Source organism: Rhodohalobacter sp. SW132 (assembly GCF_003390325.1).
GTDB lineage: Bacteria > Bacteroidota > Rhodothermia > Balneolales > Balneolaceae > SW132.
In genome coordinates this window covers 221,995-243,925 of sequence record NZ_QUOK01000008.1, presented here as the reverse complement: position 1 = coordinate 243,925, position 21,931 = coordinate 221,995, and the positions used below count along the sequence as shown (strand labels likewise).

Annotated in this window: 18 protein-coding genes and 1 tRNA gene; 13 read left to right on the top strand and 6 right to left on the bottom strand. The window is 47.1% G+C overall.

All coding sequences use genetic code 11. The features are described from left to right. Positions 1-275 precede the first annotated feature (275 nt). Positions 276-1,742: an N-acetylmuramoyl-L-alanine amidase gene (locus DYD21_RS15350; protein ID WP_116037873.1), complete on the top strand. Its 1,467-nt coding sequence runs from the start codon at positions 276-278 to the stop codon at positions 1,740-1,742. 130 nt (positions 1,743-1,872) lie between these two features. On the opposite strand, the gene DYD21_RS15345 is transcribed toward DYD21_RS15350, so the two are convergent. Further along, positions 1,873-3,330 carry a glycine--tRNA ligase gene (locus DYD21_RS15345; RefSeq protein ID WP_199535563.1) on the bottom strand — a complete coding sequence of 486 codons (1,458 nt, stop codon included), beginning with the start codon at positions 3,328-3,330 and terminating at the stop codon, positions 1,873-1,875. 225 nt (positions 3,331-3,555) lie between these two features. On the opposite strand from DYD21_RS15345, the gene asd reads away from it, so the two are divergent. Together asd and DYD21_RS15335 are read left to right on the top strand one after the other, a co-directional pair. Beyond that, the gene (gene asd / locus DYD21_RS15340; RefSeq protein WP_116037871.1) at positions 3,556-4,611 is read left to right on the top strand and encodes an aspartate-semialdehyde dehydrogenase; all 1,056 of its coding nucleotides are present in this window, start codon (positions 3,556-3,558) and stop codon (positions 4,609-4,611) included. A 484-nt stretch (positions 4,612-5,095) separates the two neighbouring features. Continuing rightward, a complete protein-coding gene (locus tag DYD21_RS15335; RefSeq protein ID WP_158607324.1) occupies positions 5,096-7,906 on the top strand; it encodes a lamin tail domain-containing protein in 2,811 nt (936 codons plus the stop codon). Positions 7,907-8,046: 140 nt separating this feature from the next. On the opposite strand, the gene DYD21_RS15330 is transcribed toward DYD21_RS15335, so the two are convergent. From DYD21_RS15330 to DYD21_RS15320, 3 genes are read right to left on the bottom strand one after another with little or no spacing between them, the layout of a single operon-like run. Beyond that, positions 8,047-9,414: an aminotransferase class V-fold PLP-dependent enzyme gene (locus DYD21_RS15330; protein WP_233505558.1), complete on the bottom strand. Its 1,368-nt coding sequence runs from the start codon at positions 9,412-9,414 to the stop codon at positions 8,047-8,049. A gap of 9 nt (positions 9,415-9,423) precedes the next feature. Further along, the gene (locus DYD21_RS15325; protein WP_116037869.1) at positions 9,424-10,299 is read right to left on the bottom strand and encodes a DUF3078 domain-containing protein; all 876 of its coding nucleotides are present in this window, start codon (positions 10,297-10,299) and stop codon (positions 9,424-9,426) included. Positions 10,300-10,301: 2 nt separating this feature from the next. Beyond that, on the bottom strand, positions 10,302-10,787 hold the full coding sequence (locus DYD21_RS15320) for a phosphoribosyltransferase family protein (protein ID WP_158607323.1): 486 nt from the start codon (positions 10,785-10,787) through the stop codon (positions 10,302-10,304). 119 nt (positions 10,788-10,906) lie between these two features. On the opposite strand from DYD21_RS15320, the gene DYD21_RS15315 reads away from it, so the two are divergent. From DYD21_RS15315 to DYD21_RS15285, 7 genes are all read left to right on the top strand, one after another. Continuing rightward, positions 10,907-11,131, top strand: a complete 225-nt coding sequence (locus DYD21_RS15315; protein ID WP_116037867.1) for a hypothetical protein — start codon at positions 10,907-10,909, stop codon at positions 11,129-11,131. Further along, on the top strand, positions 11,124-12,329 hold the full coding sequence (locus tag DYD21_RS15310; RefSeq protein WP_116037866.1) for a DUF2851 family protein: 1,206 nt from the start codon (positions 11,124-11,126) through the stop codon (positions 12,327-12,329). The genes DYD21_RS15315 and DYD21_RS15310 overlap by 8 nt, the downstream gene beginning before the upstream one ends. Before the next feature lie 50 nt (positions 12,330-12,379). Then, positions 12,380-12,450, top strand: a tRNA-Gln gene (locus DYD21_RS15305). Between the two features lie 64 nt (positions 12,451-12,514). After that, positions 12,515-13,447 (top strand): ribose-phosphate pyrophosphokinase, encoded by a 933-nt coding sequence (locus tag DYD21_RS15300; RefSeq protein WP_116037893.1) that lies wholly within the window; start codon positions 12,515-12,517, stop codon positions 13,445-13,447. A gap of 18 nt (positions 13,448-13,465) precedes the next feature. Beyond that, positions 13,466-14,167: a 50S ribosomal protein L25 gene (locus DYD21_RS15295; RefSeq protein WP_116037865.1), complete on the top strand. Its 702-nt coding sequence runs from the start codon at positions 13,466-13,468 to the stop codon at positions 14,165-14,167. Positions 14,168-14,201: 34 nt separating this feature from the next. After that, positions 14,202-14,762 carry an aminoacyl-tRNA hydrolase gene (pth, locus tag DYD21_RS15290; protein WP_116037864.1) on the top strand — a complete coding sequence of 187 codons (561 nt, stop codon included), beginning with the start codon at positions 14,202-14,204 and terminating at the stop codon, positions 14,760-14,762. Between the two features lie 38 nt (positions 14,763-14,800). After that, positions 14,801-15,460, top strand: a complete 660-nt coding sequence (locus DYD21_RS15285; RefSeq protein ID WP_116037863.1) for a hypothetical protein — start codon at positions 14,801-14,803, stop codon at positions 15,458-15,460. Between the two features lie 31 nt (positions 15,461-15,491). Here the strand turns inward: DYD21_RS15285 and DYD21_RS15280 are convergent, their stop codons facing one another. Next, a complete protein-coding gene (locus DYD21_RS15280; RefSeq protein ID WP_116037862.1) occupies positions 15,492-16,232 on the bottom strand; it encodes a bifunctional 2-polyprenyl-6-hydroxyphenol methylase/3-demethylubiquinol 3-O-methyltransferase UbiG in 741 nt (246 codons plus the stop codon). 79 nt (positions 16,233-16,311) lie between these two features. On the opposite strand from DYD21_RS15280, the gene pyrF reads away from it, so the two are divergent. Genes pyrF through DYD21_RS15265 form a run of 3 tightly spaced genes read left to right on the top strand, consistent with a single transcriptional unit; the run spans position 16,312 to position 18,913 of the window. Further along, complete coding sequence (gene pyrF, locus DYD21_RS15275) at positions 16,312-17,178, top strand: orotidine-5'-phosphate decarboxylase (protein ID WP_116037861.1); 867 nt, start codon at positions 16,312-16,314, stop codon at positions 17,176-17,178. Further along, positions 17,175-17,612 carry a ribonuclease HI gene (gene rnhA / locus DYD21_RS15270; RefSeq protein WP_116037860.1) on the top strand — a complete coding sequence of 146 codons (438 nt, stop codon included), beginning with the start codon at positions 17,175-17,177 and terminating at the stop codon, positions 17,610-17,612. The genes pyrF and rnhA overlap by 4 nt, the downstream gene beginning before the upstream one ends. A gap of 59 nt (positions 17,613-17,671) precedes the next feature. Further along, entirely contained in the window at positions 17,672-18,913 is a 1,242-nt protein-coding gene (locus DYD21_RS15265) for a Gfo/Idh/MocA family protein (RefSeq protein WP_116037859.1), read from the top strand. A gap of 295 nt (positions 18,914-19,208) precedes the next feature. Here the strand turns inward: DYD21_RS15265 and DYD21_RS15260 are convergent, their stop codons facing one another. Next, positions 19,209-21,737 (bottom strand): M14 family metallopeptidase, encoded by a 2,529-nt coding sequence (locus DYD21_RS15260; RefSeq protein WP_116037858.1) that lies wholly within the window; start codon positions 21,735-21,737, stop codon positions 19,209-19,211. Between the last annotated feature and the right edge of the window lie 194 nt (positions 21,738-21,931).

Sequence of the window (21,931 nt, the reverse complement as noted above, 5' to 3'; positions counted from 1 at the left end):
ATAGGTCTAAAATTCTTGTTTGAGTGCGAGCATTCTACTCAATTATTCTGAAAAAAAGAATCTGAATGTTTCTCGAAATTTATAATGACCGTGATCTCACAGATTTTTATAAACATAAAATCAGGAACAAAAATCGCATAAGTTTTCTACATTTTGCTGATGTTGGGGCTGTTCTTTCCGATAAATCTAACTTGATACATCAAGTTCACCAGTAAGTGTACAAATCATCACAATCAGACAGCAGAATACCGGCGCTGCTGTATTTCAAAATTTGTATGAGTAAAAATAAAATGAGTGTCATCCGACTGATAATGGCTTTGTTTGTACTTCTTACGGTCAGCTCATTTTCTGAGCGGCTTTATTCTCAAAGCCATAGAACTATATCTGCTGAACCACAGACAATCAGCCTGGATTACGATACCCGCTTGCCGGGTTCAAAATTTGAGTGGCACCGGGAAATACTTCCGGATGAGAACGAGGTTTTGAAAGTTGCAGGAGAGGTTTCCTACGTTTTTGAAATAGATGAATCTGAACCTTTTACGGGATTGTCGATTGGGTGGAACAGCGATGGTGATACTCATAATGCAGATGAATTTAGATTAAGGGTTAGATCAGGAGTTCCAGGTGAGGAGTGGCCGGAATGGGTTCACACAACAGGATACCTGGAGCCGGGTGATTCTCCATCAGGGCTTTACTGGTCGATGCTCTACATAACCCCGGATGGCAGTGCCCATACCCGGTTTGAGGTAGAGATTACGGTGCCCGAAAACAGCTCTATTTCATACCTGACGATAACTGCAGCCGATGCTCGTTTGGAGAGGGATTCGGAAATAGAAGAGAAATCACGGTATCAGACGGATCATAGCGGGCAGCCGGAAATTACGAGTCGGGCGGGCTGGTGGGGCAATCTCCCGGCCGGTGAACTTGAACCGGAATATACGCCACGACAAATTTCGATCAGCCATGCGGCGGTTCATCACACGGTTACGGCGAATCGTCCGCCAAACTCTGCGCAGGTCGTCCGACAGATCTGGGACTGGCACGTGAACGATAATGGCTGGATCGATATCGGGTATAACTTTTTGATCGATCATAATGGGAGAATTTTTCAGGGCCGGTACAATCCGTGGCTTCAATCAACTGATGTTCAGGGTGCGCATGCAGGAAATGCGAACAGCAGCAGCGTTGGGATTGCGCTGATGGGGCAGTTCGAACCGGGTGCCAATCCTCAGGTGGGTGATCCCGAATCGTTGGCCCTTGATGCACTGGTACGCTTGGTATCGTGGAGATTTGATCAGAACGGTATCGATCCTCTCGGTTCGGGTGTGATTCCTGTGAATCCGTCGGGCGTCCAAAATGTCCCAACAATTTTTGGCCACCGGGATGTGAGCGGCACAGCATGCCCCGGCGAAAACCTGCATGCCCTGCTGCCTGATATTCGCAACGGAGTGAATATTGGCGAGCCTGTGGCTGAGGAAGTACCGTTTGATCTGCATCAAAATTATCCAAACCCTTTCCGAACAACTTCAACAATTCCGTATGAGCTGGATGAAGAATCTATGGTTGAGATTATCCTGTATTCGGTGAGGGGAGATAAAATCAGAGAGCTGTTTAGCGGTTTGCGAGGAGAGGGCGGGCATGAACATACCTTCGATATGAATGGACTATCGAGCGGGGTTTATTATTACGAACTTATCAGCGGAGAATTCAGGCAAATGAAAAAGATGGTGTACATTCGTTGATGCAGCGGATTGAAGACGCATTCAGAATTCATATTTAACTCCTGAATGCGTAATCCAAATTATGATAAAATCTCCGAATTGCTATCCGAGAATATCTAAAGAATAACTTTTACCGAAGGGAGAAATTTACTTACTTCGCTTTCCAGCTGTTCATCCGTTTGCGGATGACGGTTTCGAGCTCATCCACTTTTACGCGTTCCTGTTCCATATCGTCGCGATGGCGAATGGTTACGGTGTTGTCCTCAAGGCCGTCAAAATCCACGGTGATGCAGAATGGGGTTCCGGCTTCATCCTGGCGGCGGTACCGTTTCCCAATGGAGCCTGATTCATCATACCTGACCATGAAGTGTTCATTCAGATTCTGCTCAATTTTGTGAGCGAGTTCCTGCAGTTCCGGCTTTTTCACCAGCGGAAAGATCCCCGCTTTCGTTGGTGCGAGCTTTGGATGGAGTTTCAGCACAACTCGGGTATCGCCATCCACTTCCTCTTCGCGATATGCGTCGCACAGCACCATCAGGAAGGTTCTATCGAGCCCCACGGAAGTTTCGATCACATAGGGGATGTAGCGCTCTTTATCTTTCTGATCGAAATACTCCATCTTTTTGCCGGAGTACTCCTGGTGGCGCGACAGGTCAAAATCGGTGCGGTTGTGAATTCCTTCCACTTCCTGCCATCCGATCGGGTAGTGGTACTGGATGTCGGCCGCAGCCCGCGCATAGTGCGCCAGTTTATCTTCGGGATGATCCGCCACACGCAGATTCTCCTCGCGGATTCCCATATCTTTGTGCCACTGCAGGCGCTTTTCAAGCCAGTCGCCGTAATTCTGTTCATCATCACCCGGCTTCACAAAATATTGCATTTCCATCTGTTCAAACTCTCTCATCCGAAAAATAAACTGACGCGCAACAACCTCGTTCCGGAATGCCTTTCCGATTTGTGCAATACCGAAGGGTACCTGGGCCCGTGCGGTATCCATCACATTTTTATAGTTCACAAAAATTCCCTGCGCAGTCTCCGGGCGGAGGTAGATGGCATCATCATCGCCGGAAGAAGTAGCGCCGTAATGTGTTTTAAACATCAGGTTAAACTGGCGAACGTCGGTCCAGTCAAACGCACCCGATTCCGGCGCACGAATCTCCTCCTCCATAATGATATCGTAGAGATCTTCACAAAGTCCTTTTCGTGTACCGGTGGTATCGAGCTGCTGCTGAAGCTCGTCGGCTTTCTCCTCTTTTCCTTTTTCACGCAGTTTAAGAATATGCTGTTCAATCAGCATATCGGCGCGATACCGTTTTTTCGACTGTTTATCGTCGATCATCGGGTCGTTGAAACCCTCCACGTGGCCGCTCGCTTCCCATGTTTTCGGATGCATGAAAATGGCCGCATCCAGCCCCACGATATTATCGTGCTTGCGCGTCATGGCATTCCACCATTGATCGCGGATATTCTTTTTCAATTCCGCACCAAGCGGACCGTAATCGTAAACCGCAGCAAGACCTCCGTAAATATCGGAAGATTGGTAGATGAATCCCTTTGATTTTGAGAGCGATACAATTTTATCGAGGCTGTCTAAATTTTTCTCGGACATCGTGCGGTTTGTGATCAGATTTTGGTTTAACATTTCCGATTAGCCTGCAAAGATAGCAAAAATCTCTCCTTTGATGAATCGATTGTCTGAATGATTTCCTATTTTTAAAGCTATTCAGAAGTTGAACCGTCCAAAAAACCGCGCGAATTATATACGGTGAGAGTGTTGCCGGTTCAAATAGATCTCTGAATTGTAATTTTAAACATCGAAAACTGAACGAATACAATGTCTGATTATCGTGTAGGAATACTTGGCGCAACCGGCGCTGTGGGGCAAAAATTTATCCGGCTGCTTGAAGGTCACCCCTGGTTTAACATCACATCCCTGGGAGCATCAAGCCGGTCGGCAGGAAAAACATACCGCGAAGCCGCAAATTGGATCGAAGCTACCGCAATGCCGGAATCTGTATCGGGCCTGACTGTTAAAGAGTGCGAACCCGGCCAGTTTCCCGATGTTGATTTTGTATTCTCAGGACTTGATTCTTCTGTTGCGGGAAAAGTGGAGCGCGCATTTGCTGAGGCGGGAATTCCTGTGATCAGCAACGCCAAAAATTTCAGAACCGACCCAACCGTTCCGTTGCTGATCCCGGAAGTGAACCCGGATCATATCGATCTGATAAAATCCCAATCATTTACTGAAGATGGGTCCGGATGGATTATCACCAATCCCAACTGTGTGGCGGTTCCGCTAACTACATCGCTGAAGCCTCTGTTTGATGAGTATGGAGTAGAAAGCGTGATTCTCACATCTATGCAGGCAATTTCCGGCGCGGGTTATCCCGGAGTGCCAAGTCTCGATATTTTGGGAAATGTGGTCCCGCTGATCTCTGATGAAGAGCCTAAAATCCATGCTGAGCCTCTGAAACTTCTTGGAAACCTGGAAGATGGAAAACTAACCCATGCCGATTTCCCGGTTCAGGCAACGGCAACACGTGTTCCGGTGATTAACGGCCATATGCTTGCAGTAACGGTTGGATTGAAGAAAAAACCCGGTTCCGCTGAAGAGGTGAAAGAGTTGTACAGAAACTGGAAAAGCCCCATTGCGGACCTGGATCTGCCATCGGCTCCGGAGTACCCGATATTTTATCATGATGATGAGCGGTATCCCCAGCCCCGTATGCATGCAGATGCCGAAAAAGGGATGCGCACTTCAGTCGGGCGAATGCGGTCCTCGAACGTGCTGGATCTGTCGTACGTAGCGATGGCCCACAACACCGTGCGCGGAGCAGCCGGCGGTGCCATTCTGAACGCCGAACTGCTGGTGCGAAAAAAATACCTGTAAACAGGAGATGCAGTTAAGCAGTGTGTCAGAATTCAGTGTGTCAGGGCATAAGTTGACGCAGCCAACTTCCCTGCACCCTGCCGGTGCCTTTTCCGGTCCCGACGAATGCCGGGGCACCCTGCCACGCACAACACGCACTGTTAAGGTACAGGTTTTTTAAAATACCGGAGCTCATGTGCGGTCATTTCCTTTCCCAGGATCATTAAACAGCGAAAAAAAGATTTAAAAAAATCTGTAAGGGTTTGCTGTTTTTTGGACCATACATACAGAGAACACGATACACGTAGACAAATTTGGGAGTGACAGAGCAACACTTCCCAAATGTCCTTCAAAAAGCCGGGGTTGATCCTCCGGCTTTTATTTTTTACCCCAGGAAGAGAGAATTAAAAACCGATGAGAGAGGTCAGGCGAGATGAAACACGTTTGGTATATTCTTATTTGTATGCTGTTTTGTTTTGAGCATGCTGAATCACAGGTTCTGGTGATGCACGAAACGTTCGAAGATCAGGATCTGAGCAGCAACCCGGCCTGGACGGGCGATCTTCATGATTTTTCATTTACGGTGGAAAACGGCAATACCCTTCTTCAGCTCAGCGCCAATCCCGACCCCAGCCGTACTCAAATTGCAACACCCTCTGCAGTTGCAACCGGAAGCTGGGAATTTTACATCCGGCAGGAGTTCAATCCATCCAACCTGAATCGCGCGTTTATTTTTCTGATGGCCGACCGGGCCGATCTCAATTACTTGGACGGAAGCAGCGTGAATGGCTATGCGGTACGAACGGGTGACAACGATACTCCCCGGCGAATGAAACTGGTTCGATTTGACAATGGAAATCAAACGGTATTAACTGAATCGGAAACTGAGCTGCAGGAGGGTGGTGAGTACCGGGTGAACGTTACGCGGTCGGAAGACGGTGTCTGGCAGCTCTATCTTTCTGAAGGATTTGATTCAGTTCCAGCAGCTGATGCGGAACCGGTCACAGATCTTGTTCATCAGTCATCAGAATATTTTGGATTGCTGATGAGGTATTCATCCGCAAATACCGAAGGATTTTATTTCGGCGATATCAAGATCAAAAATTCTGAACCATTTCAAGCCGTTTCGGCCGGGGTAGTGCGAGCCGATCAGGTGCGAATACTGTTCAATTATCCGCTTGATCCGTCATCGGTTTCTCCGCAAAACATTCAGTTTTCCGGGTTACCGGCTGCTATTTCTGCTGAGGTTAGCGGTACAGAAGCGGTTATTAGTTTTGAAGATCTAATCGAGGACGGTTCTTACTCCGTAAATGTGGAAAATGTACGGAGCGAATTCGGTGATCACGTTACAGGGTCAACAGAACTCGGTTTCAGTTTTGAAAATCCGCTCTATCTGTCAGCTGCTTCGGTTACGGGTGAACGTGAAATTGAGTTGAAGTTTAGTCTCAGGCTGACGACAGCATCCGCAGATCCCGGAAATTTTCTGATCAACCGGGAGATCATTCCGCTTGAAGTGGATCAGGAAAATGACGGACAAGTTATTCTCAGATTTGGAATGGATCTGCCGCCTGGCGAAATTGAAATTGAGATGAATCGGCTGGAAAGCGAGGAGGGGTGGAGGATAAGGAACGGAACTGTTACTGATGCATACCGTTTTGGTGAGATTGCAGGAAATGATGTTGTGATCAATGAGATTTTGTACCGCCGAATTGATTCCGCAAGCCCGCAGTTTGTGGAAATTTATAACCGGACAGAACATCGGTTTGAACTTTCGGGATGGCAGCTCGAAACCGGAAGGGGATCGGCAGCGATCGGTCATGGAATCACGATCAGTGGGGACAATTTTCTCGTGATTACAGATTCTCCTCATTTTGCCGGACTCGATGATCGGATTTTGTACCTGGACGGATTTGTCCCTCTCAGGACAACAGGAGATATGGTGGTGCTGAGAGATGCAGATGGTGCTGTGATTGACAGCCTTACCTACACACCGGGGTGGGGCGGTAACCGGGCGGGTGTGTCGCTTGAAAGAAAAGATCCGAATGCGATCTCCATCGACCCGGTTAACTGGGCGGAAAGTCGTGCGGAAAATGGAATGACACCGCTTGAGCAGAACAGCCGGTATCGTCCGGACATCGAACCACCAAAAATCATTTTTGCCGGGTATAATTCCAAATATGGAATTCTTTCGGCTCGATTCAACAAATTTGTTAAACAGGAATCCCGTACACGATTTTTCCTTGATGGGACACCTATTACCCCGATTACCGGGTTGCCACCGGGATCTGAATTACAATTTCATGTTTCTGAAATTCCGGGCAATCGAGAGGTAGAACTGCGGGCAGAAAATCTGTATGATTATCAGCTGAATGCAGCGGAACAGTTGATCATTCCGGTTTCAAGGCCGATAGAGTCCGGCGCGGTGGTGTTCAACGAAATTATGTTCGATCCACTGCAGGACGATTACGACGGGCTGCCAAATCAAACCGAATACATTGAACTTAGGAACAGAAGAAACGTTTCGATTTCGCTGGAAGGAATCTATCTGCATGACAGGTTTGATGAAAATGGAGAGGTTAGCAAGATGCATCCGGAGAGTACCCGATCAGCCTGGATTCCGGCCGGAGGATATGCACTGCTTCAGGCGGGAGAAACGGGCGAAACAGTGGCCTCAGATGGAAATGCAGAGTTTTTTGGGTTTTCTGATGAGTTGGCCGGTCATATTCTGAATTTTAATCGTGCCACGCTGGGCCTGCCGATGGCCGGCAGGGAAGTGTACCTGGCTGACAGCCTCGGGGCCGTCATTGATGGGGTGGATTACAGTCCCGATTGGCACAATCCCAACCTGGTGGACACGAAAGGAATTTCGCTGGAGCGAATCAATCCGAATGGGGAGACGAATGATCCGTCGAACTGGGGATCGAGCACAGTGCCGGCAGGCGGAACTCCGGGCAGGCAAAACTCAATTTTCCAGGTGCCGGAGCCTGTATCGGATTCCCGAATGATTCATCTGCAGCCCAACCCTTTTTCACCGGATGGCGACGGCCATGAAGATCACCTTTTTATCAACTATAGGTTTGATGATCCAAACTATATGCTTCGCGTTAGAATTTTTGACCGGTACGGCCGCCTGTTTCGGTCACTTGCCGATTCGCACCCGGCCGGTTTTGAGGGGGCTTTAGTCTGGGACGGGCGGTCAGATCGCGGGATAACCGGACGAATTGGGATCTATATCATTCATATCGAAGCCTATAACAGTTCGACTGGAAACCGTGTTCAAATGAAAGAAACAGCTGTTTTGGCGAGGCAGTTTTGAGTTGATAGGGCTACCTGTTACTCTGTCAGCTTATGCACTGGACAATATAAAGGTTAGACAATTCACCGGTTGAAGCGAATTCATCCGGTGAATATTTGCACCAAACATACCCGTCGATACATCAATGACACAGAAGTAGTTTATTCTTGAGTTGAATCCAGAAGAGTATGAAGTCTCGCGGTGAGTTTTGTAATGAAAAGTTCATGCTCCGGTTTCATGAGAACACTTCGTAAAATGGAAGCCGTTTCTGAATCTGCTTCATATTCCGGGAAAGCAGAACAAAACTCTGTGGCATTTACGGTATACAGACTGAGATGAAAACCACTCTTTGGATCTGCTTCTATACCTGACTGAAACAGTTTTTTGCTTATTTCAGTGACGGCACTCACTTTCATTTCTCTGGGAATTGGAAAATAGGCCAGAATATCGAGATCTGGTTCCCTGTAACATTCAAATTGGTCGGATCTTTTGAGTAGCTGATAAAAACCTTTTGCGGCCCGAACGGTAGATTTCAGGTAGACTCCCAGTCCGTCCTCCGTGAGGGGGAAAAGCTTAAGGGTAGCCCAAAATGCGGCAGCCGACGCCCCTGCGCGTGAACATTCAAGACTGATCTCCCCAAGGTGAAGATCATCAGAAGTAAAGTAAGTGTAGGGTGAATCGTGTTTGAAAAATTGCCCCACTCCGGGGTCTTTAAAAAGAATGCTGCCGCAGCCGTAGGGCTGAAGCCCATGTTTGTGCGGATCGATAACGATACTGTCTGCTTCAGAAAGGACACTCCAGTGTTCTGAGGTTGAGAGGGAATCTTCAATAATTTTGAAAAACCCACCGTAGGCGGCATCCACATGAACTCTGATCCCTGCGTTTTTAAGTTTTGGAAGGAGTTCAGCCAGCGGTTCAACCGTTCCCAGGCCTGTCGTTCCCATCGTAATCACAACAGTGCCGATTTCATCGAGATTGTTATCAAGCGCATCCCACTTTATAGTTCCGTCAGGATTCGCCGGTATTTCAAAAAAAGGCGTATTGAGCACCCGGCACATGCGCCGGTGGGTGTAGTGTGCATTTGCTGAAGCGGCGATCATTTTTTCCGGATGGATCTCACGGGCTACAAAAAGTGCCTCCAGGTTTGCAATGGTGCCGCCAGATGTTAAATGCCCGAGATAATCCCCCTGGTACCCCACCATCCGTGCGAGCTTCTCTACGGCTTCTTTCTCCATTTGTGATGTTGGAGGACCGCCATCCAGAGCGTGGTTGTTCGGGTTTACGGTCATCGCCATTGCGTAAGAAATCCACGCCAGGGGATGTGGCGGTTTCAGCATCTGTCCGACATATTGCGGATGATGAAAGGGATAGTTTCCTTTCAGTCGCTCCTTTAGTTCTTCTACGATTTCAATGATCTGAGGAGTTTCCGTAAATCCAACCAGCTGCTCTTCACCAAATTGTGTTCGCCAGTCATCGAGCTTACGCAGTGCAGATTGTAAAATGGGCAGGTATGCTTCGTATCGATTCACTATTCTGGGTTAAATCAAAATGAATGATATTCCCAGCGATAGAGACTGACGAACCTGTAACTGGTTTGAGAAATTATCGTCATATACCAAATCGAGGCGTACAGAAGCATTCATCAAATTATTAATCCGGCCCAAAACTTCGGTTGAGAAAAAGACATTGGTACTGCTCAGAGCCCGGTTAATGTTTGTGAATGTCTCAATAGATGAGCTCATCACCATGTTAGTGGCTATGCTTTGTTCGTAACTCGCGCCCAGGTTAAAACCGGCTTCATTTCTGAAGGAGTCTCCCTCATCGAGGCCGTATAGCGGTGCAAGTTCGGTTTCCCGCACAATCGTCTGCCGTAAACCAATCCCTGTTTCAAATGTGAAATGATCGCCGGGGCTGTATGATAAACCAGCATTTTGAGAAATATAGGCGGGAGCTAAAAAATTTGAAATCAGCCGATCACCACCGTCAGGCCCGGCGCCGTAGTCGAATCCCTGGTCGAATTGAGTTCTGAAGTTTAAATTTGCATAGAGTGAAAAATCACTTTCTTCTGCACCTATATCGTATAAAAACCGGTTTCTGATAGAGAAACGGTCATCTGTTTTTCGCGTTCCTTCGCCATCAAACCGTGTAAGACCGTAGCGGGTGTTAATTAAAAATCCGTATGAAAACCGTTTTTCACGGTAGTAGGCCCGGTAGGTTGAATTTCCGCTAAAGGAAATATTATTTACACCACCTTGTGACCAGTTAGAGTAAGCTGCCTGTGCTCCATTCAGGCCTGTAACCCAGCCTTGATCCCATCCAACGAGTGTGTCACTTACGACAATTGATTCCTGGGCTTTTACCTGTAATGTTGTTAATAAAATGAATGCAGCGAGAAGGGTAAACTTTTTTAACATGTTTATTCGGGGTTGATTTTGGTAATTAAAACCTGATGCGGTTTATTATTTTTGAGTTGGAAATCCACGTGTTCATTTATTTTTGTAGGCACTTCAACTCCTACAATACCGGCTTCAACCGGCAGTTTTCGGTGCCCTCTGTCGATGACAGCAGCAACATAAACGTCTTCGTAATCGTAAAGTTCCTCGATGTGATTGAGGGCTTTGAACATCGTCTTTCCGCTGTAGATGACATCATCTGCTGCGATAAGAACTTTATTTTTCCTGGTGAAACCTGATGTTTCAGCTGTACCGTCTACGAAAAGCTGGTGAAGAGATACATCGATATTAATCTCTTTGGTCATATGCTCTTCCAGCACTGAAGCAACGGAGTAACCGCGTTCATTAAGACCAACCAGGTCGATATTCCGGCCGGCAGATGTTTCAACAAGCTGATAGGCCATTCGTTTGAGTATACGCTGCAGACGATTTTGATCGAGTAAAATCATTAAAATAAAAAATAAATTATCGTAGAATTTCGTGATCAATTTATCCATTTTAAGTTTCGATATGAAACAGAAAAGAGATCTGATCGTTACAAACCACATCACCTAAAATTCACAAGACTATGGAGAAAAGAGTAAAGTTTCCGATTAAATCAACCGGGATATTCGCAACCGGTGTTATTGCGGGCTATATCGGTTCGTATATTTCCCGTAAAGCGTTACCGATGATGTCTGTTGGAATATTGAATAAGCGCGGGATCAAAACAGGATTCTTACCTGTGATTCCGGAATTTGATGAAAATATCACCGGGTTCGACCTGTCATCCCAGCTCATGAACCGTGAGTAGCGGAGCCAATTCATATCCGTATGACGAATCTCTGCTGCAGTGGATTTGGCAAAACCTCGAGTTTTCTACACAAAATCTTCGCACGCAGTGCGGGAAGTCCGTAACCATAATTTATCAAGGCAAAAGAAATTCGGGTGAAGGGCCAGATTTTTCAGGAGCTTCAATTGTAATGGATTCTCTCGAATACCATGGGGATGTTGAACTTCATATCAGGCCGGGCGGATGGGTTGAGCACAAACATGAGAATTCTGTTTTGTACAACCGGGTAGTGCTGCATGTTGTTTTTGAGGATAAACAAGAAGTAAGATCGGGTGCCGTAAAACGACCGGACGGAACATCTCCGCCGCTTTTAGTTCTAAAGCCGTACGTACAAAAAACGTTGCAGCACCTTTTTGAAAAAAGCCAGGTCCGCGGGTTACCCTGTTCCGGGCATATTCAATTCATAAATCAGAGTGCTTTTGAAAAGCAAGTAGAGAAAGCACATAAGAGCTATTTTGAATACAAAATTGCGGAGCTTTTGAAGCACTATCCGGCACAACTCCCGATCCCTGATGCCTGGCGCTATCTTTTTACAGCCGGCTTGTTTGAAACTCTGGGCATACCGCGAAACCGAAAGGCCATGCTTCACTTCCATCGTGAGCTGGCAACAAATGCAGGAGATATAACAGAACAGGATTCTATTCAGCGATTTGTTGAGAAAGCACAATACATCGCATTTTCAGGCGGTGATGAAGATCTTGAGAAAATTGGTTGGGAAAGCACTGGGATGAGGCCCGCAAGCAGGCCTGCAAAAAGAGCAGGGCAGGCTGCGGCTCTTTTTTATACGGTGAATCAGTTGCCATTTAAACAATATTTAGATCCGGAGTTAAGCAGCTGGAATAAAATTATGGAGATGCTTCCTGCAGAACATAAGCCGGGTGGTCAGATGGAGAAAATTCTTCGGCAAACCATATTTCTGCCGGCAGAATATCTTTTAGGAGATTTGCTGCATTCGGCCCGGATAAAATCTGCGGCATACTCAGAGTGGAGATCGATTTGCGGCGGGGTGCCACCGGAAGTACAAAAACCGTTCAGCAGTTCTGGTTTCGAGATAAACCAAAAAACAAAAAAACCGGGCCTTGCACATCAATTAAAGCGGTATTGCAGGGCCGGTAAGTGCCATCAATGCGAAGTGTTTAAAAAAGCAATTTGTTCTTGACTGAAAATAAATCCCTTTCTATCTTTGGTGTCTGTTAACTTTAGCAAAGATGCCCGGTCGTCTAATGGCAGGACAGCTGGTTTTGGTCCAGTCAGTGGGGGTTCGAATCCTCCCCGGGCAACATTTCAAAAAGGATGCCGGATCGGTCATCCTTTTTCTTTTATTCACCTTTGAACCCTGTATCATTGGATACGCCCTTAGCCATATTTTCCGGGAGAAGTAATCTTGCACTCTCGAGAGCCATCGCTGAAAGTTACGGTACAAAGCTTGGAGATATTACAATTAAGTCTTTTTCAGACGGTGAGTTGTATGCAAAATATGAACAGAGTATTCGGGGTGAAGATGTTTTTTTGATTCAGTCGACGCCTCCTCCGGGTGATAATATAATGGAGTTGCTTATGCTGCTGGATGCGGCAAAGCGTGCGTCGGTGAAGCGTGTAACCGCGGTTATTCCCTATTTCGGATACGCCCGGCAAGACAGGAAAGATCAGCCTCGTGTTTCGATTACCTCAAAGCTGATTGCGAATTTATTGACCGAAGCGGGTGCAGACCGCGTGTTAACGATGGATCTGCACGCATCACAAATCCAGGGATTTTTTGATATACCCCTGGATCATCTGTATGCAAGCCGTGTGTTTGTTGACCATTACCGGAAAAACCAGATTGGAAATCTTGTAGTAGTAGCTCCGGATGTGGGAAGTATAAAAATGGCGCGTTCCTACTCAAAACGATTGGGAGCCAGCCTCGCGTTTATTGATAAGCGCAGGCCCAAACAGAACGTTGCCGAGGTGATGAACATCATCGGTGAAGTTGAAGGGAAAAATGTTCTGATGGTAGACGATCTGATCGATACCGCCGGAACACTTACAAATGCATCCGTTGCTTTGAAGAAACGCGGCGCTTTAAGTATCCGGGCGGCATCCACCCATCCGATACTTTCCGGGCCGGCGTATCAGAGAATTGAGGATTCACCCATTGATGAATTACTGGTTACCGATACCATTCCGTTAAGGAAACCATCGGAGAAAATTAAAGTTTTAAGTGTCGCCAACATCTTTGCTGAAGCGATACAGCGTATCCATACCAACGATACGATCAGTGCACTTTTTGATGATTAATCAATAATTGATAGAACCATGACGCAACCAGAAATATACCCATTAGAGGGAACTAAAAGAGAATCAGGCAGAAAGGAGTCAGACAGGCTGCGTGATGAACTTCGAATTCCTGCCGTACTCTACGGTCCGAAAATAAAAGAGAATCTTCATTTTTCAATTCTTGAAAGTGATCTTGAAAAAATTCTCGCCGTAAGCCAGACGAAACTTCAAACACTTAAAGTGGATGGTGAAGAATACCGCACCATGCTGAAGGATGTGGATTTTGATCCAGTTTCAGATCGTGCTCTTCATGCCGATTTTTACGTTCTCGATTCAGATGTTCCGGTTACACTGAATGTTCCTGTTCGCATTAAAGGTACGGCAATTGGTGTTCGTGACGGTGGTGGACGTGTGTTCCAGCCGATGCGTATTGTTCGTATCCGGGTACTGCCAGATAAAATCCCTGCGCAATTTGAGGTGGACATTACAAATCTGGAAATCGGAGATTCAATTCATGTAAGTGATATTGAACTGGAAGGCGCAGAAGCGCTGGATGACGACAGCAGAACCATCGTAACGATTGCACCACCGAAATCAGAAGCTCTCTTTACATCATCTATCGCCGAAGCCGGTATTGAAGATGAAGCTGAGGAAGATGCTGAACTCGAAGAGGGTGAAGAGCTTGAAGGCGAAGAGGGTGAGTCTGAAGAAGGTGATGAAGCTGAAGAGGCTGAAAAATAACATCAGTCCCTCCGGCTTTTTAAATAAATAGCTTATGTCTCTGATCGTTGGTTTGGGTAATATCGGTTCCAGATTTGAAGGAACCCGCCATAACATCGGTTTTGAGCTGGCAGACAAACTGGCCCGCGAATTATCCGTTTCATTCAGAACGGATGGCGGGCCTTTTTTGATTGCGGAAGGCTCTTTTAAAGGGAAACCGGTTCATATCATCAAACCAACTACGCTAATGAACCTTAGTGGCCGTGCTGTTTCAAGTGCGCTGGCTCTAACCGGCAGCCGTCTTGAAGATTGCCTGGTTTGTTACGATGATATCAACCTGCCGCCTGGGAAAATACGGCTGAGGCCGTCTGGCAGTGCTGGCGGACATAACGGAATACAGAACATAATCGACCGGATGCAATCAAGGGAGTTTCCGCGCCTGAGAATTGGAATAGGCGACGACTTTTCAAGAGGCCGGCAATCCGACTACGTGCTGGGGCAGTTTACCAGCGTTCAGCGTGAAGAAGTGGATCGAGCCCTTGAAGATTCTGTCGAAGCCGTTTTCACATTTCTCAGAGCCGGCATTGATATGGCGATGAATCATCACAATAGCTGAGATGTAAACCGATCAAACCTAAATCAAACCGGAGAAGCATGGATATTTTCAAACTGATATATGAGCACGATCTCAGGTTAGACCAGCTGAAAAACAGGCACACCGACCGATCCACACAGGATATCTCATCCACTCTTGAAGATTTTTTGAAGCCCGATCTTACCTACTCCAAATTTTACTTTACCGGCACACGGCTCGACAAAGAGCAGTTTGGCTTGAACATACTCGACCGGTATGATGAGATCATGGAAGCTCTCGATTTTCTGTTTGATGAATATCACATTCATGTTTTGGGTAGATCTGAATTGCTTTCTGAGGCTGTGGAAAAAGCAGAAATCGGAGAACCGATTGTGATTTCGAAACAAAGTGAAGTTTCATGGAATCTCAAATCATTGGTTGTGGATTTCAACAGCAATGCGGGACATAAAAAAGAGTCCATTGCAGAGCTATTAAAATCAGACGATCTCTTACTCTACAAAGAACAGGCTCATAACGGGTTTGATCTGCATCTTTTCTCAAAGAACAATATCTACAGGGATCTGTTCTATCCGCTGCAAGCCCTTGTGAATAAGCAGTTTCGTTTCTTCAGCATCAACGGAAAGCGGGTGCGGTCCGAGAGAAAATTTTATTTTGAAACATGGACCCTCGAACGGCCGCCACACGGAGCGGAAGAGGTGTTTCCCGAAACGGTTCTTTGAAGTTTCAAAAAACTCATTTCATGACGGGTCATCAGACTGCTTTTGATAGAATAATGAGGCGTGGCGAATGCTGCACATCAAACGAGCCTCCGTTGTAATCTCCCCAGACGTTGAGCGGTTCAAACCCGGATGAGGTCAGGTTTTCAGCGAACCAGTTTTTATCGAACAGCTGAACACGTTCGGTATACTCTTTTGGAGAATGGTTATGGCCTCCGTCAAATCGAATTATTTTATAGACAAACCCATCTTCAATATACCGGGTGATGCTGTACTGAATACCGTTATGTTCTCCTGATTCGGATGGAACCAGTTCTCGCTCCACTTTTTTGGCGTTCATAAAATCGATCAGAAAAAGGCCGTTTTTTTTGAGCATGGTTCGCACGTTTTTGAGCACCTCAATATTCTGATTTTCAACCATGAAGTACCCAAACGTGGTGAACAGGTTTAGAGCCGCATCAAAAGTGTCCGGGAGCGGATTTCGCATATCATTGACGACAAAAGATACATTTCTAAGATTACGCTTCCGGGCGATTGCCTGTGCTTTTTTTATCGCCTGGGGTGAAAGATCGAAGCCGGTAACGTGGTATCCCCGCTCGGCAAGTGAGATGGAGTGGCGGCCTCTTCCACACCCCACATCCAGGATTTTAGGATACTCTTCCCGTGGAATTCTCTGTTCGATTAAATCGGCAAGTTTGTTTGCTTCTTCTTCGTTTCTATAGGCGTACAATAATTCATACAGCGGACTGTCAAACCAATCTTTATACCAGCTCATTAATAAGATTTTTGAAACAGGATTCTGAGATTAAGCATCTTACATGTGTTGAGGTTTTTACTATCTTTGCCCCAACCTGATGAAAAATACAATGATGACATTTACGCAAAAGCTACAAAGGAGTGTGAGATCTTCCAATTCTGTTTTAAGTGTTGGGCTTGATCCCGATCCAATAAAGATTCCGCAGCCTCTAAAAGCACAATTTCCAGATAAAGAAGAGCTCGTTTTTGAATTTTGCAGACGTATTATTGAGGCTACAAAAACGGAAGCCGCGGCTTATAAGCCAAACCTTGCATTTTTTGAAGCACTCGGGCCCGGCGGCTGGCGCGTTCTGGATGCGCTGATGGATCTGATCCCTGCCGCAAAAGTAACAATAGCAGATGCTAAGCGCGGTGACATCGGTACAACAGCTGAAAAGTATAAAGAAGCTTTTTTTGATGAACTGCATGCCGATTCGGTAACACTGAATCCGCTGATGGGCTTCGATACACTTGAACCCTACTTTTATGATGAGAGCAAAGCGGTATTTGTACTCACCATCACATCAAATAAAGGTTCAGCTGATCTGCTGCGTCTTCCTGTGATGGGGCGGGCATCCGTTGGAGAATATATTGCTGAGCATCTTGCTGCAGCACAGAATAAATCAGCCACACATTTGGGGATGGTTGTTGGTGCTACACAACCCGATTCTGCCCGCCAGGTTCTTAAGGTGAACCCGAATGCACACCTGCTGATGCCTGGCATTGGTGCGCAGGGTGGAGACCTAAATCTCATTGAAGAGCTTCTGAAAGATCACCGTGGAATTCCTATTATCAACTCATCGCGGTCGATTATTTATGCAGGCGGGGACATGGAAAACTGGGAAGAGCTGGTGCAGAAAAAAGCTGCGGAAACACGCGTATCACTCATGGAAATCACAAAAAAATATCTGACACACCAGGAATGAAAACGATTATACTGTATACCGATGGAGCCTGCAGCGGAAATCCCGGCCCCGGCGGCTGGGGCGCACTCCTGATCTGGAATGGTAAGGAAAAAGAGTTATCGGGCGGTGAAACGCATACGACAAATAACCGGATGGAAATGAAGGCCGTTATTGAAGGCCTTAAGGCGCTGAAAGAGCCGTGCAAGGTGAAAATACACAGCGATAGTGCTCTCATTATAAATGCATTTAAACAAAACTGGGTGAAGAACTGGCTGAAAAGGGGCTGGAAAAAATCAAATAAAAAGCCGGTGGAGAATCGGGATCTTTGGGAGGAGATGCTGAAGGTGATGGAGCCTCATTCCGTTGAATGGATCAAAGTGAAGGGCCACTCCACGAACGAACTCAATAACCGGGTGGACCGAATTGCCGTGACTGCATCAAAGAAATATAAATAGATAAATAAAGGGTCTTTGAAGTCCTCATTAAATCATTTCACACATAATCCTGCTATACTATGAGAAATCTAAAAATTGGTTTTATCGGGTCCGGATTTATTGCGCGATTCATTGCAAAAGCGATGATACAGGTGCGCCACTGCGAGATTTCCGCTATTTATGAACGTTCTGACTCCAAACAGCTCGCAGGGTTTGCAGCTGCTAATGGCCTGGGAGATCCGATTGTCTCAAATTCTATTAAAGAGATTGTGGACGCCAGTGATGCCGTTGCGATTTTGACGACAAATTTTGCACGTGTAACTACCATGGAGCAGATCGCCGGGGCGGTAGAATCCGGATCGGAGTTGAAAGGCGTGATTTGTGAAAAGCCGCTGGGCCGGAATGTGGAGGAATCACAGAGAATGGTGGACCTGGCCAAATCAGCCGGTCTAAAAACAGCATATTTTGAAAACATGCTGTTTATGAGCGCCATTAATAGCGGGCTGGAACAGCTTCGCCCGCAGATGGAGTCGATGGGTGGACTGATGATAGCCCGCAGTACTGAAGAGCATGCGGGTCCACACAGTTCCTGGTTCTGGGACCCGACACAGCAGGGCGGGGGAGCCATGTCGGATATGGGCTGTCACAGTGTAGCCGTATGCCGTCACATGCTTACACCGCCCGGTAAAGATCCGTCATTTCTAAAACCGGTGTCGATGCAGTGCGATATGAGCCTGCTGAAATGGGGTCAGCCTAAATACAGGAAGAAGCTTCTGGACACGTATGGTGTGGACTATTCAAAAACACCGGCCGAAGATTTTGCCACGGGAATTGTAGCGTTTCAAAATCCGGAAACCGGACAGATTGTAAAGGGCCAGTTCACAGATTCCTGGATGTTCGATAAGCAGGGCCTACGTCTTTCCATGGATGGACTCGGGCCGGGATATGCCTTGGAGGTGAACACGCTGATATCGCCTTCTGAAATATTCATAGGCGATGAGGCGGCTGAGGCTGTGGCCGATTCGGAAGCTGCGCTTGAGAAATCAACTTCAACCAGAGGCCTGCTGGCCATCCAGCCCAACGAAGCCGATCTGTATGGCTACGTCGCTGAGTTGAGGGATGCCGTGGATGCATTTTTGAAGGGTCAAAACGGCACGCTTACCTGGGAGTATGGCCTCGAAATATCCAGGATTGTCCAGGCCGCATATCTTTCTGCGGAAGAGAAACGAACTATCGATCTGACCGATCCAAGCGTCATCGATAAACTTGAAAGCTACACGTCAAAAATTGCCCGTGGCGAAGGGGCTGACGTTCTGTTTTGAAAAGCGAAGGTGGACTCACCCACTCGTTGATTGAATTCTGAACCTTCCAAAGTCATGGCACACTCAGATGCGGCATCTCTCATTCTGGTTCGAACTGTGGATCCTGCAATTGGCAATTGTTACACGATGCGAAGACGCGAGATCACGGATCGGGGTCCGCGATGACGTTGGTAATCATGTGAGCTTAATGTCAGTTATAGCTTAGCAAACTCTGGCAGGATCCCGCGAAATGCACGCGGGAACTCTACCAGGTTTGTAAAACTACCAGCTGCCTGCTGTATACTGTTAATTTATATTATTGTCCTACAAAGAAGAGGGCGTTGGCAAAGAGGAGTTTTCCATTCTCCCAGAAGCCGCGGAAGAGCGGATTATCTACCATGTAGACTACCTGCCCTGAACCTACTGACTGAACACCAAATGTGAGGCTGCTTTCAAGATTCTCTTTAGCATGAACGCCTGCGAATCCGCTGATGTGTGCATTTTCACGAACCGTTCCAACATTCCAACCGCTGTTCAGGTAGTTATATGCGGTGGCATTTCCTTTGAGTGAGAAATAGTCTGAATCATATCCGTATGCCAGCGGGTGAGTGTTATCCAGTGTGGTTCTGAAAATGGAGCCCGGTGTGCGGTTCATGGCTGCTTCACGGCTGCGGTCTTCATAGATTCGAAGTGCCGATTCCGGCTCGTTATCCGAGTCAAGCGCTGCAGTTTTCCGGCTGATGCTAAAACCATCGATTCCGGAAAGTACCTGCACCGCCTGGTCGATTGCGATCAGGTTGCCTCCATTTCGAACCCATTCACTGAGTTTTTGCTCTCCGCTGTCGTTGAGCATATCGGAATAGGTTCCGCCCGGCATCACAATGGTATCAAAACCGGTGAGGTCGGTTCGGTTAAAATGGTGTGTGTGAAAAAGCGAGACCGGGTAGTTGAGCTGCCGGTCAAAAAAGTGCCACACTTCACCTGCTGCAAGTGACGACGTTCCATCACCCAGAAAAAGCGCAACATTCGGGGCTTCGATAAACTGAACATTTGCCGATCCAAAATCTGATCCGGTGTCTACAAATCCCGTGGATGAGCCGTAAATGGAGCGTTGGTGTTGTTCGGCAGCATCCCGGACAATCGTGTCAAAATCATTTCCAAGCCGGCGATTGTTGTCTCGTGTAATCACCAGTGTGCCCCGGCCAAATTCTTTTCCGGAAATCTCAAACGGTACGGTTGAAAATCTGCTTTTTACACCATTTCTGATCAGCTCTGCAAGGAACCGGGCATCATCCATACTTCCCCACTCGGATACATAAGCGTACGGCCTTTCAGCGCCGCTATATTCAAAATTACGCAGATCATCAGCATTCAATTCGGATTGGGGATCTATCCGGGTTTCGGTTGCAAAGCCGTCGAGGCCGAACCTGTAGTGCGTTTCCCACGCCGTGATATCGTATGTGAGTGAATCAGAAAGAGCGGGATCCGGCTCAAAAAGTACACGGACAAGCTGCGATTTCGGCTGATGAGCACTGATAATAATATCTTCCTCAGATATGGAGAATCGTTCCGTCTCTCCGGTTTGATAGTTAAATCCATTCGCTGATCGGGATGAACCTGCGCGCCCGTACCGGATTTGCTGCGAATCAAGATACCTTAGCAGGTTGTGTATTTTATCGGGATGATTACCGGCGTTAACAATAAACGACCGGTAGGTTCCGGCCGGGTTTTCTGCTGCCTGCCTGAACTGGTTTTCAAATTCAGAAACCACTCGTTCAGCGTGTTCTGCCGTCACCTCAATCGTAGAAATTCCTGTGATGTGATGGTGGGTCAGCCTGTCGTTCAGTGTCAGCGTGTCTCCCTCCTGGGTGATCACCGCAGCACCGGCAAGCCCGTGCCCGGCCTGTTCGTAGGTCATCCCGATCGCGCCGTTAAATGTGGGCCAGGTATCCCCGTAACTTGGGTAGAACAGATCAAACCGTTCACGGGTAAAATAGTGCCACCCTTCCTCATCAAAATAGCGGATGTTGTTCATCCCGATGGTGGTCTGAAACTCCCGCTGCCAGTCGGTGATCGCTTCGTGGAACGGTTCAGCAGCAGGCGCAAAATAGTAGGGTGCATTATAGCTCTGCTCATGAAAATCTACGTGAACATGGGGCATCCACTGCTGATACACTTCAGAGCGCTGCTGTGACTCTTTTTGCACCTGCCACGCCCAGTCGCGGTTCAGGTCGAAGTAGTAGTGGTTGGATCGTCCGCCCGGCCACAGCTCCCGGTGTTCCCGGGTGTTTACATCAGGATTATATTCCGAACCAACCATCGTTCGGAACCAATTCACATAGCGGTCTCTTCCATCGGGATTTAGCATCGGATCCAGAATAACAACCGATTCAGCGAGCCACTCAGCCGCTTTTTGATTGGCCGGATCTGCCAGCTCATGCAGTGTTTTCAGTGCCGCTTCGCTGCTGGAGGTTTCATTCCCGTGAATGTTATAACTGAGCCAAATTATCGCTTTCTTCAGATCTGTGGCTTCACCCTCCATCAGGCCGGTCATTTTCAGATTATTTGTTCTGATTTCTTCAATTTGCTGCTGATTCGCAGGTGAGGAGATCACCAGGTAGACGAGCTCCCGGTGCTCATAGGTTTCTCCATAGGTGTGCAGTGTTACGCGGTCTGATTCCTCTGCCACGTGGCGCACATAAGAGAGAACATTGTGGTGAGGCGTGTAGCGTTCGCCGAGTTCATATCCCAAAAACTGGTCAGGTGTCTGAAGCTGGGCTGAAGCCTGGGTTGAAAAAAAGAGTAATAAAAAGAGTGATAAAAAGGCCGTTGTTAGTCTGGTCATTCGAAAGCAGGGGTTATAATTTGTAAAGGAAAGCTAACTTACTTAAATCCTATCTTTGCTAAAAGCAGCATTTCTGCAGTATATCGGCTGAAGTTCAGAATAAGAAACTGTTTGGATAGCTGGTCTGAGAATTTTGAAAATAAACTTTTACAACATCAGCGGGCTGAAAAATTGAAATTTAACGTTGTCAGGTC

Excerpts from the sequence above, each read along its gene's own strand:
- DYD21_RS15350 (WP_116037873.1), top strand. The coding sequence starts at position 276 with ATGAGTAAAAATAAAATGAGTGTCATCCGACTGATAATGGCTTTGTTT.
- DYD21_RS15345 (WP_199535563.1), bottom strand. The coding sequence starts at position 3,330 with ATGTCCGAGAAAAATTTAGACAGCCTCGATAAAATTGTATCGCTCTCA.
- asd (WP_116037871.1), top strand. The coding sequence starts at position 3,556 with ATGTCTGATTATCGTGTAGGAATACTTGGCGCAACCGGCGCTGTGGGG.
- DYD21_RS15335 (WP_158607324.1), top strand. The coding sequence starts at position 5,096 with ATGCACGAAACGTTCGAAGATCAGGATCTGAGCAGCAACCCGGCCTGG.
- DYD21_RS15325 (WP_116037869.1), bottom strand. The coding sequence starts at position 10,299 with ATGTTAAAAAAGTTTACCCTTCTCGCTGCATTCATTTTATTAACAACA.
- DYD21_RS15320 (WP_158607323.1), bottom strand. The coding sequence starts at position 10,787 with ATGATTTTACTCGATCAAAATCGTCTGCAGCGTATACTCAAACGAATG.
- DYD21_RS15315 (WP_116037867.1), top strand. The coding sequence starts at position 10,907 with ATGGAGAAAAGAGTAAAGTTTCCGATTAAATCAACCGGGATATTCGCA.
- DYD21_RS15295 (WP_116037865.1), top strand. The coding sequence starts at position 13,466 with ATGACGCAACCAGAAATATACCCATTAGAGGGAACTAAAAGAGAATCA.
- pth (WP_116037864.1), top strand. The coding sequence starts at position 14,202 with ATGTCTCTGATCGTTGGTTTGGGTAATATCGGTTCCAGATTTGAAGGA.
- DYD21_RS15285 (WP_116037863.1), top strand. The coding sequence starts at position 14,801 with ATGGATATTTTCAAACTGATATATGAGCACGATCTCAGGTTAGACCAG.
- DYD21_RS15280 (WP_116037862.1), bottom strand. The coding sequence starts at position 16,232 with ATGAGCTGGTATAAAGATTGGTTTGACAGTCCGCTGTATGAATTATTG.
- pyrF (WP_116037861.1), top strand. The coding sequence starts at position 16,312 with ATGAAAAATACAATGATGACATTTACGCAAAAGCTACAAAGGAGTGTG.
- rnhA (WP_116037860.1), top strand. The coding sequence starts at position 17,175 with ATGAAAACGATTATACTGTATACCGATGGAGCCTGCAGCGGAAATCCC.
- DYD21_RS15265 (WP_116037859.1), top strand. The coding sequence starts at position 17,672 with ATGAGAAATCTAAAAATTGGTTTTATCGGGTCCGGATTTATTGCGCGA.
- DYD21_RS15260 (WP_116037858.1), bottom strand. The coding sequence starts at position 21,737 with ATGACCAGACTAACAACGGCCTTTTTATCACTCTTTTTATTACTCTTT.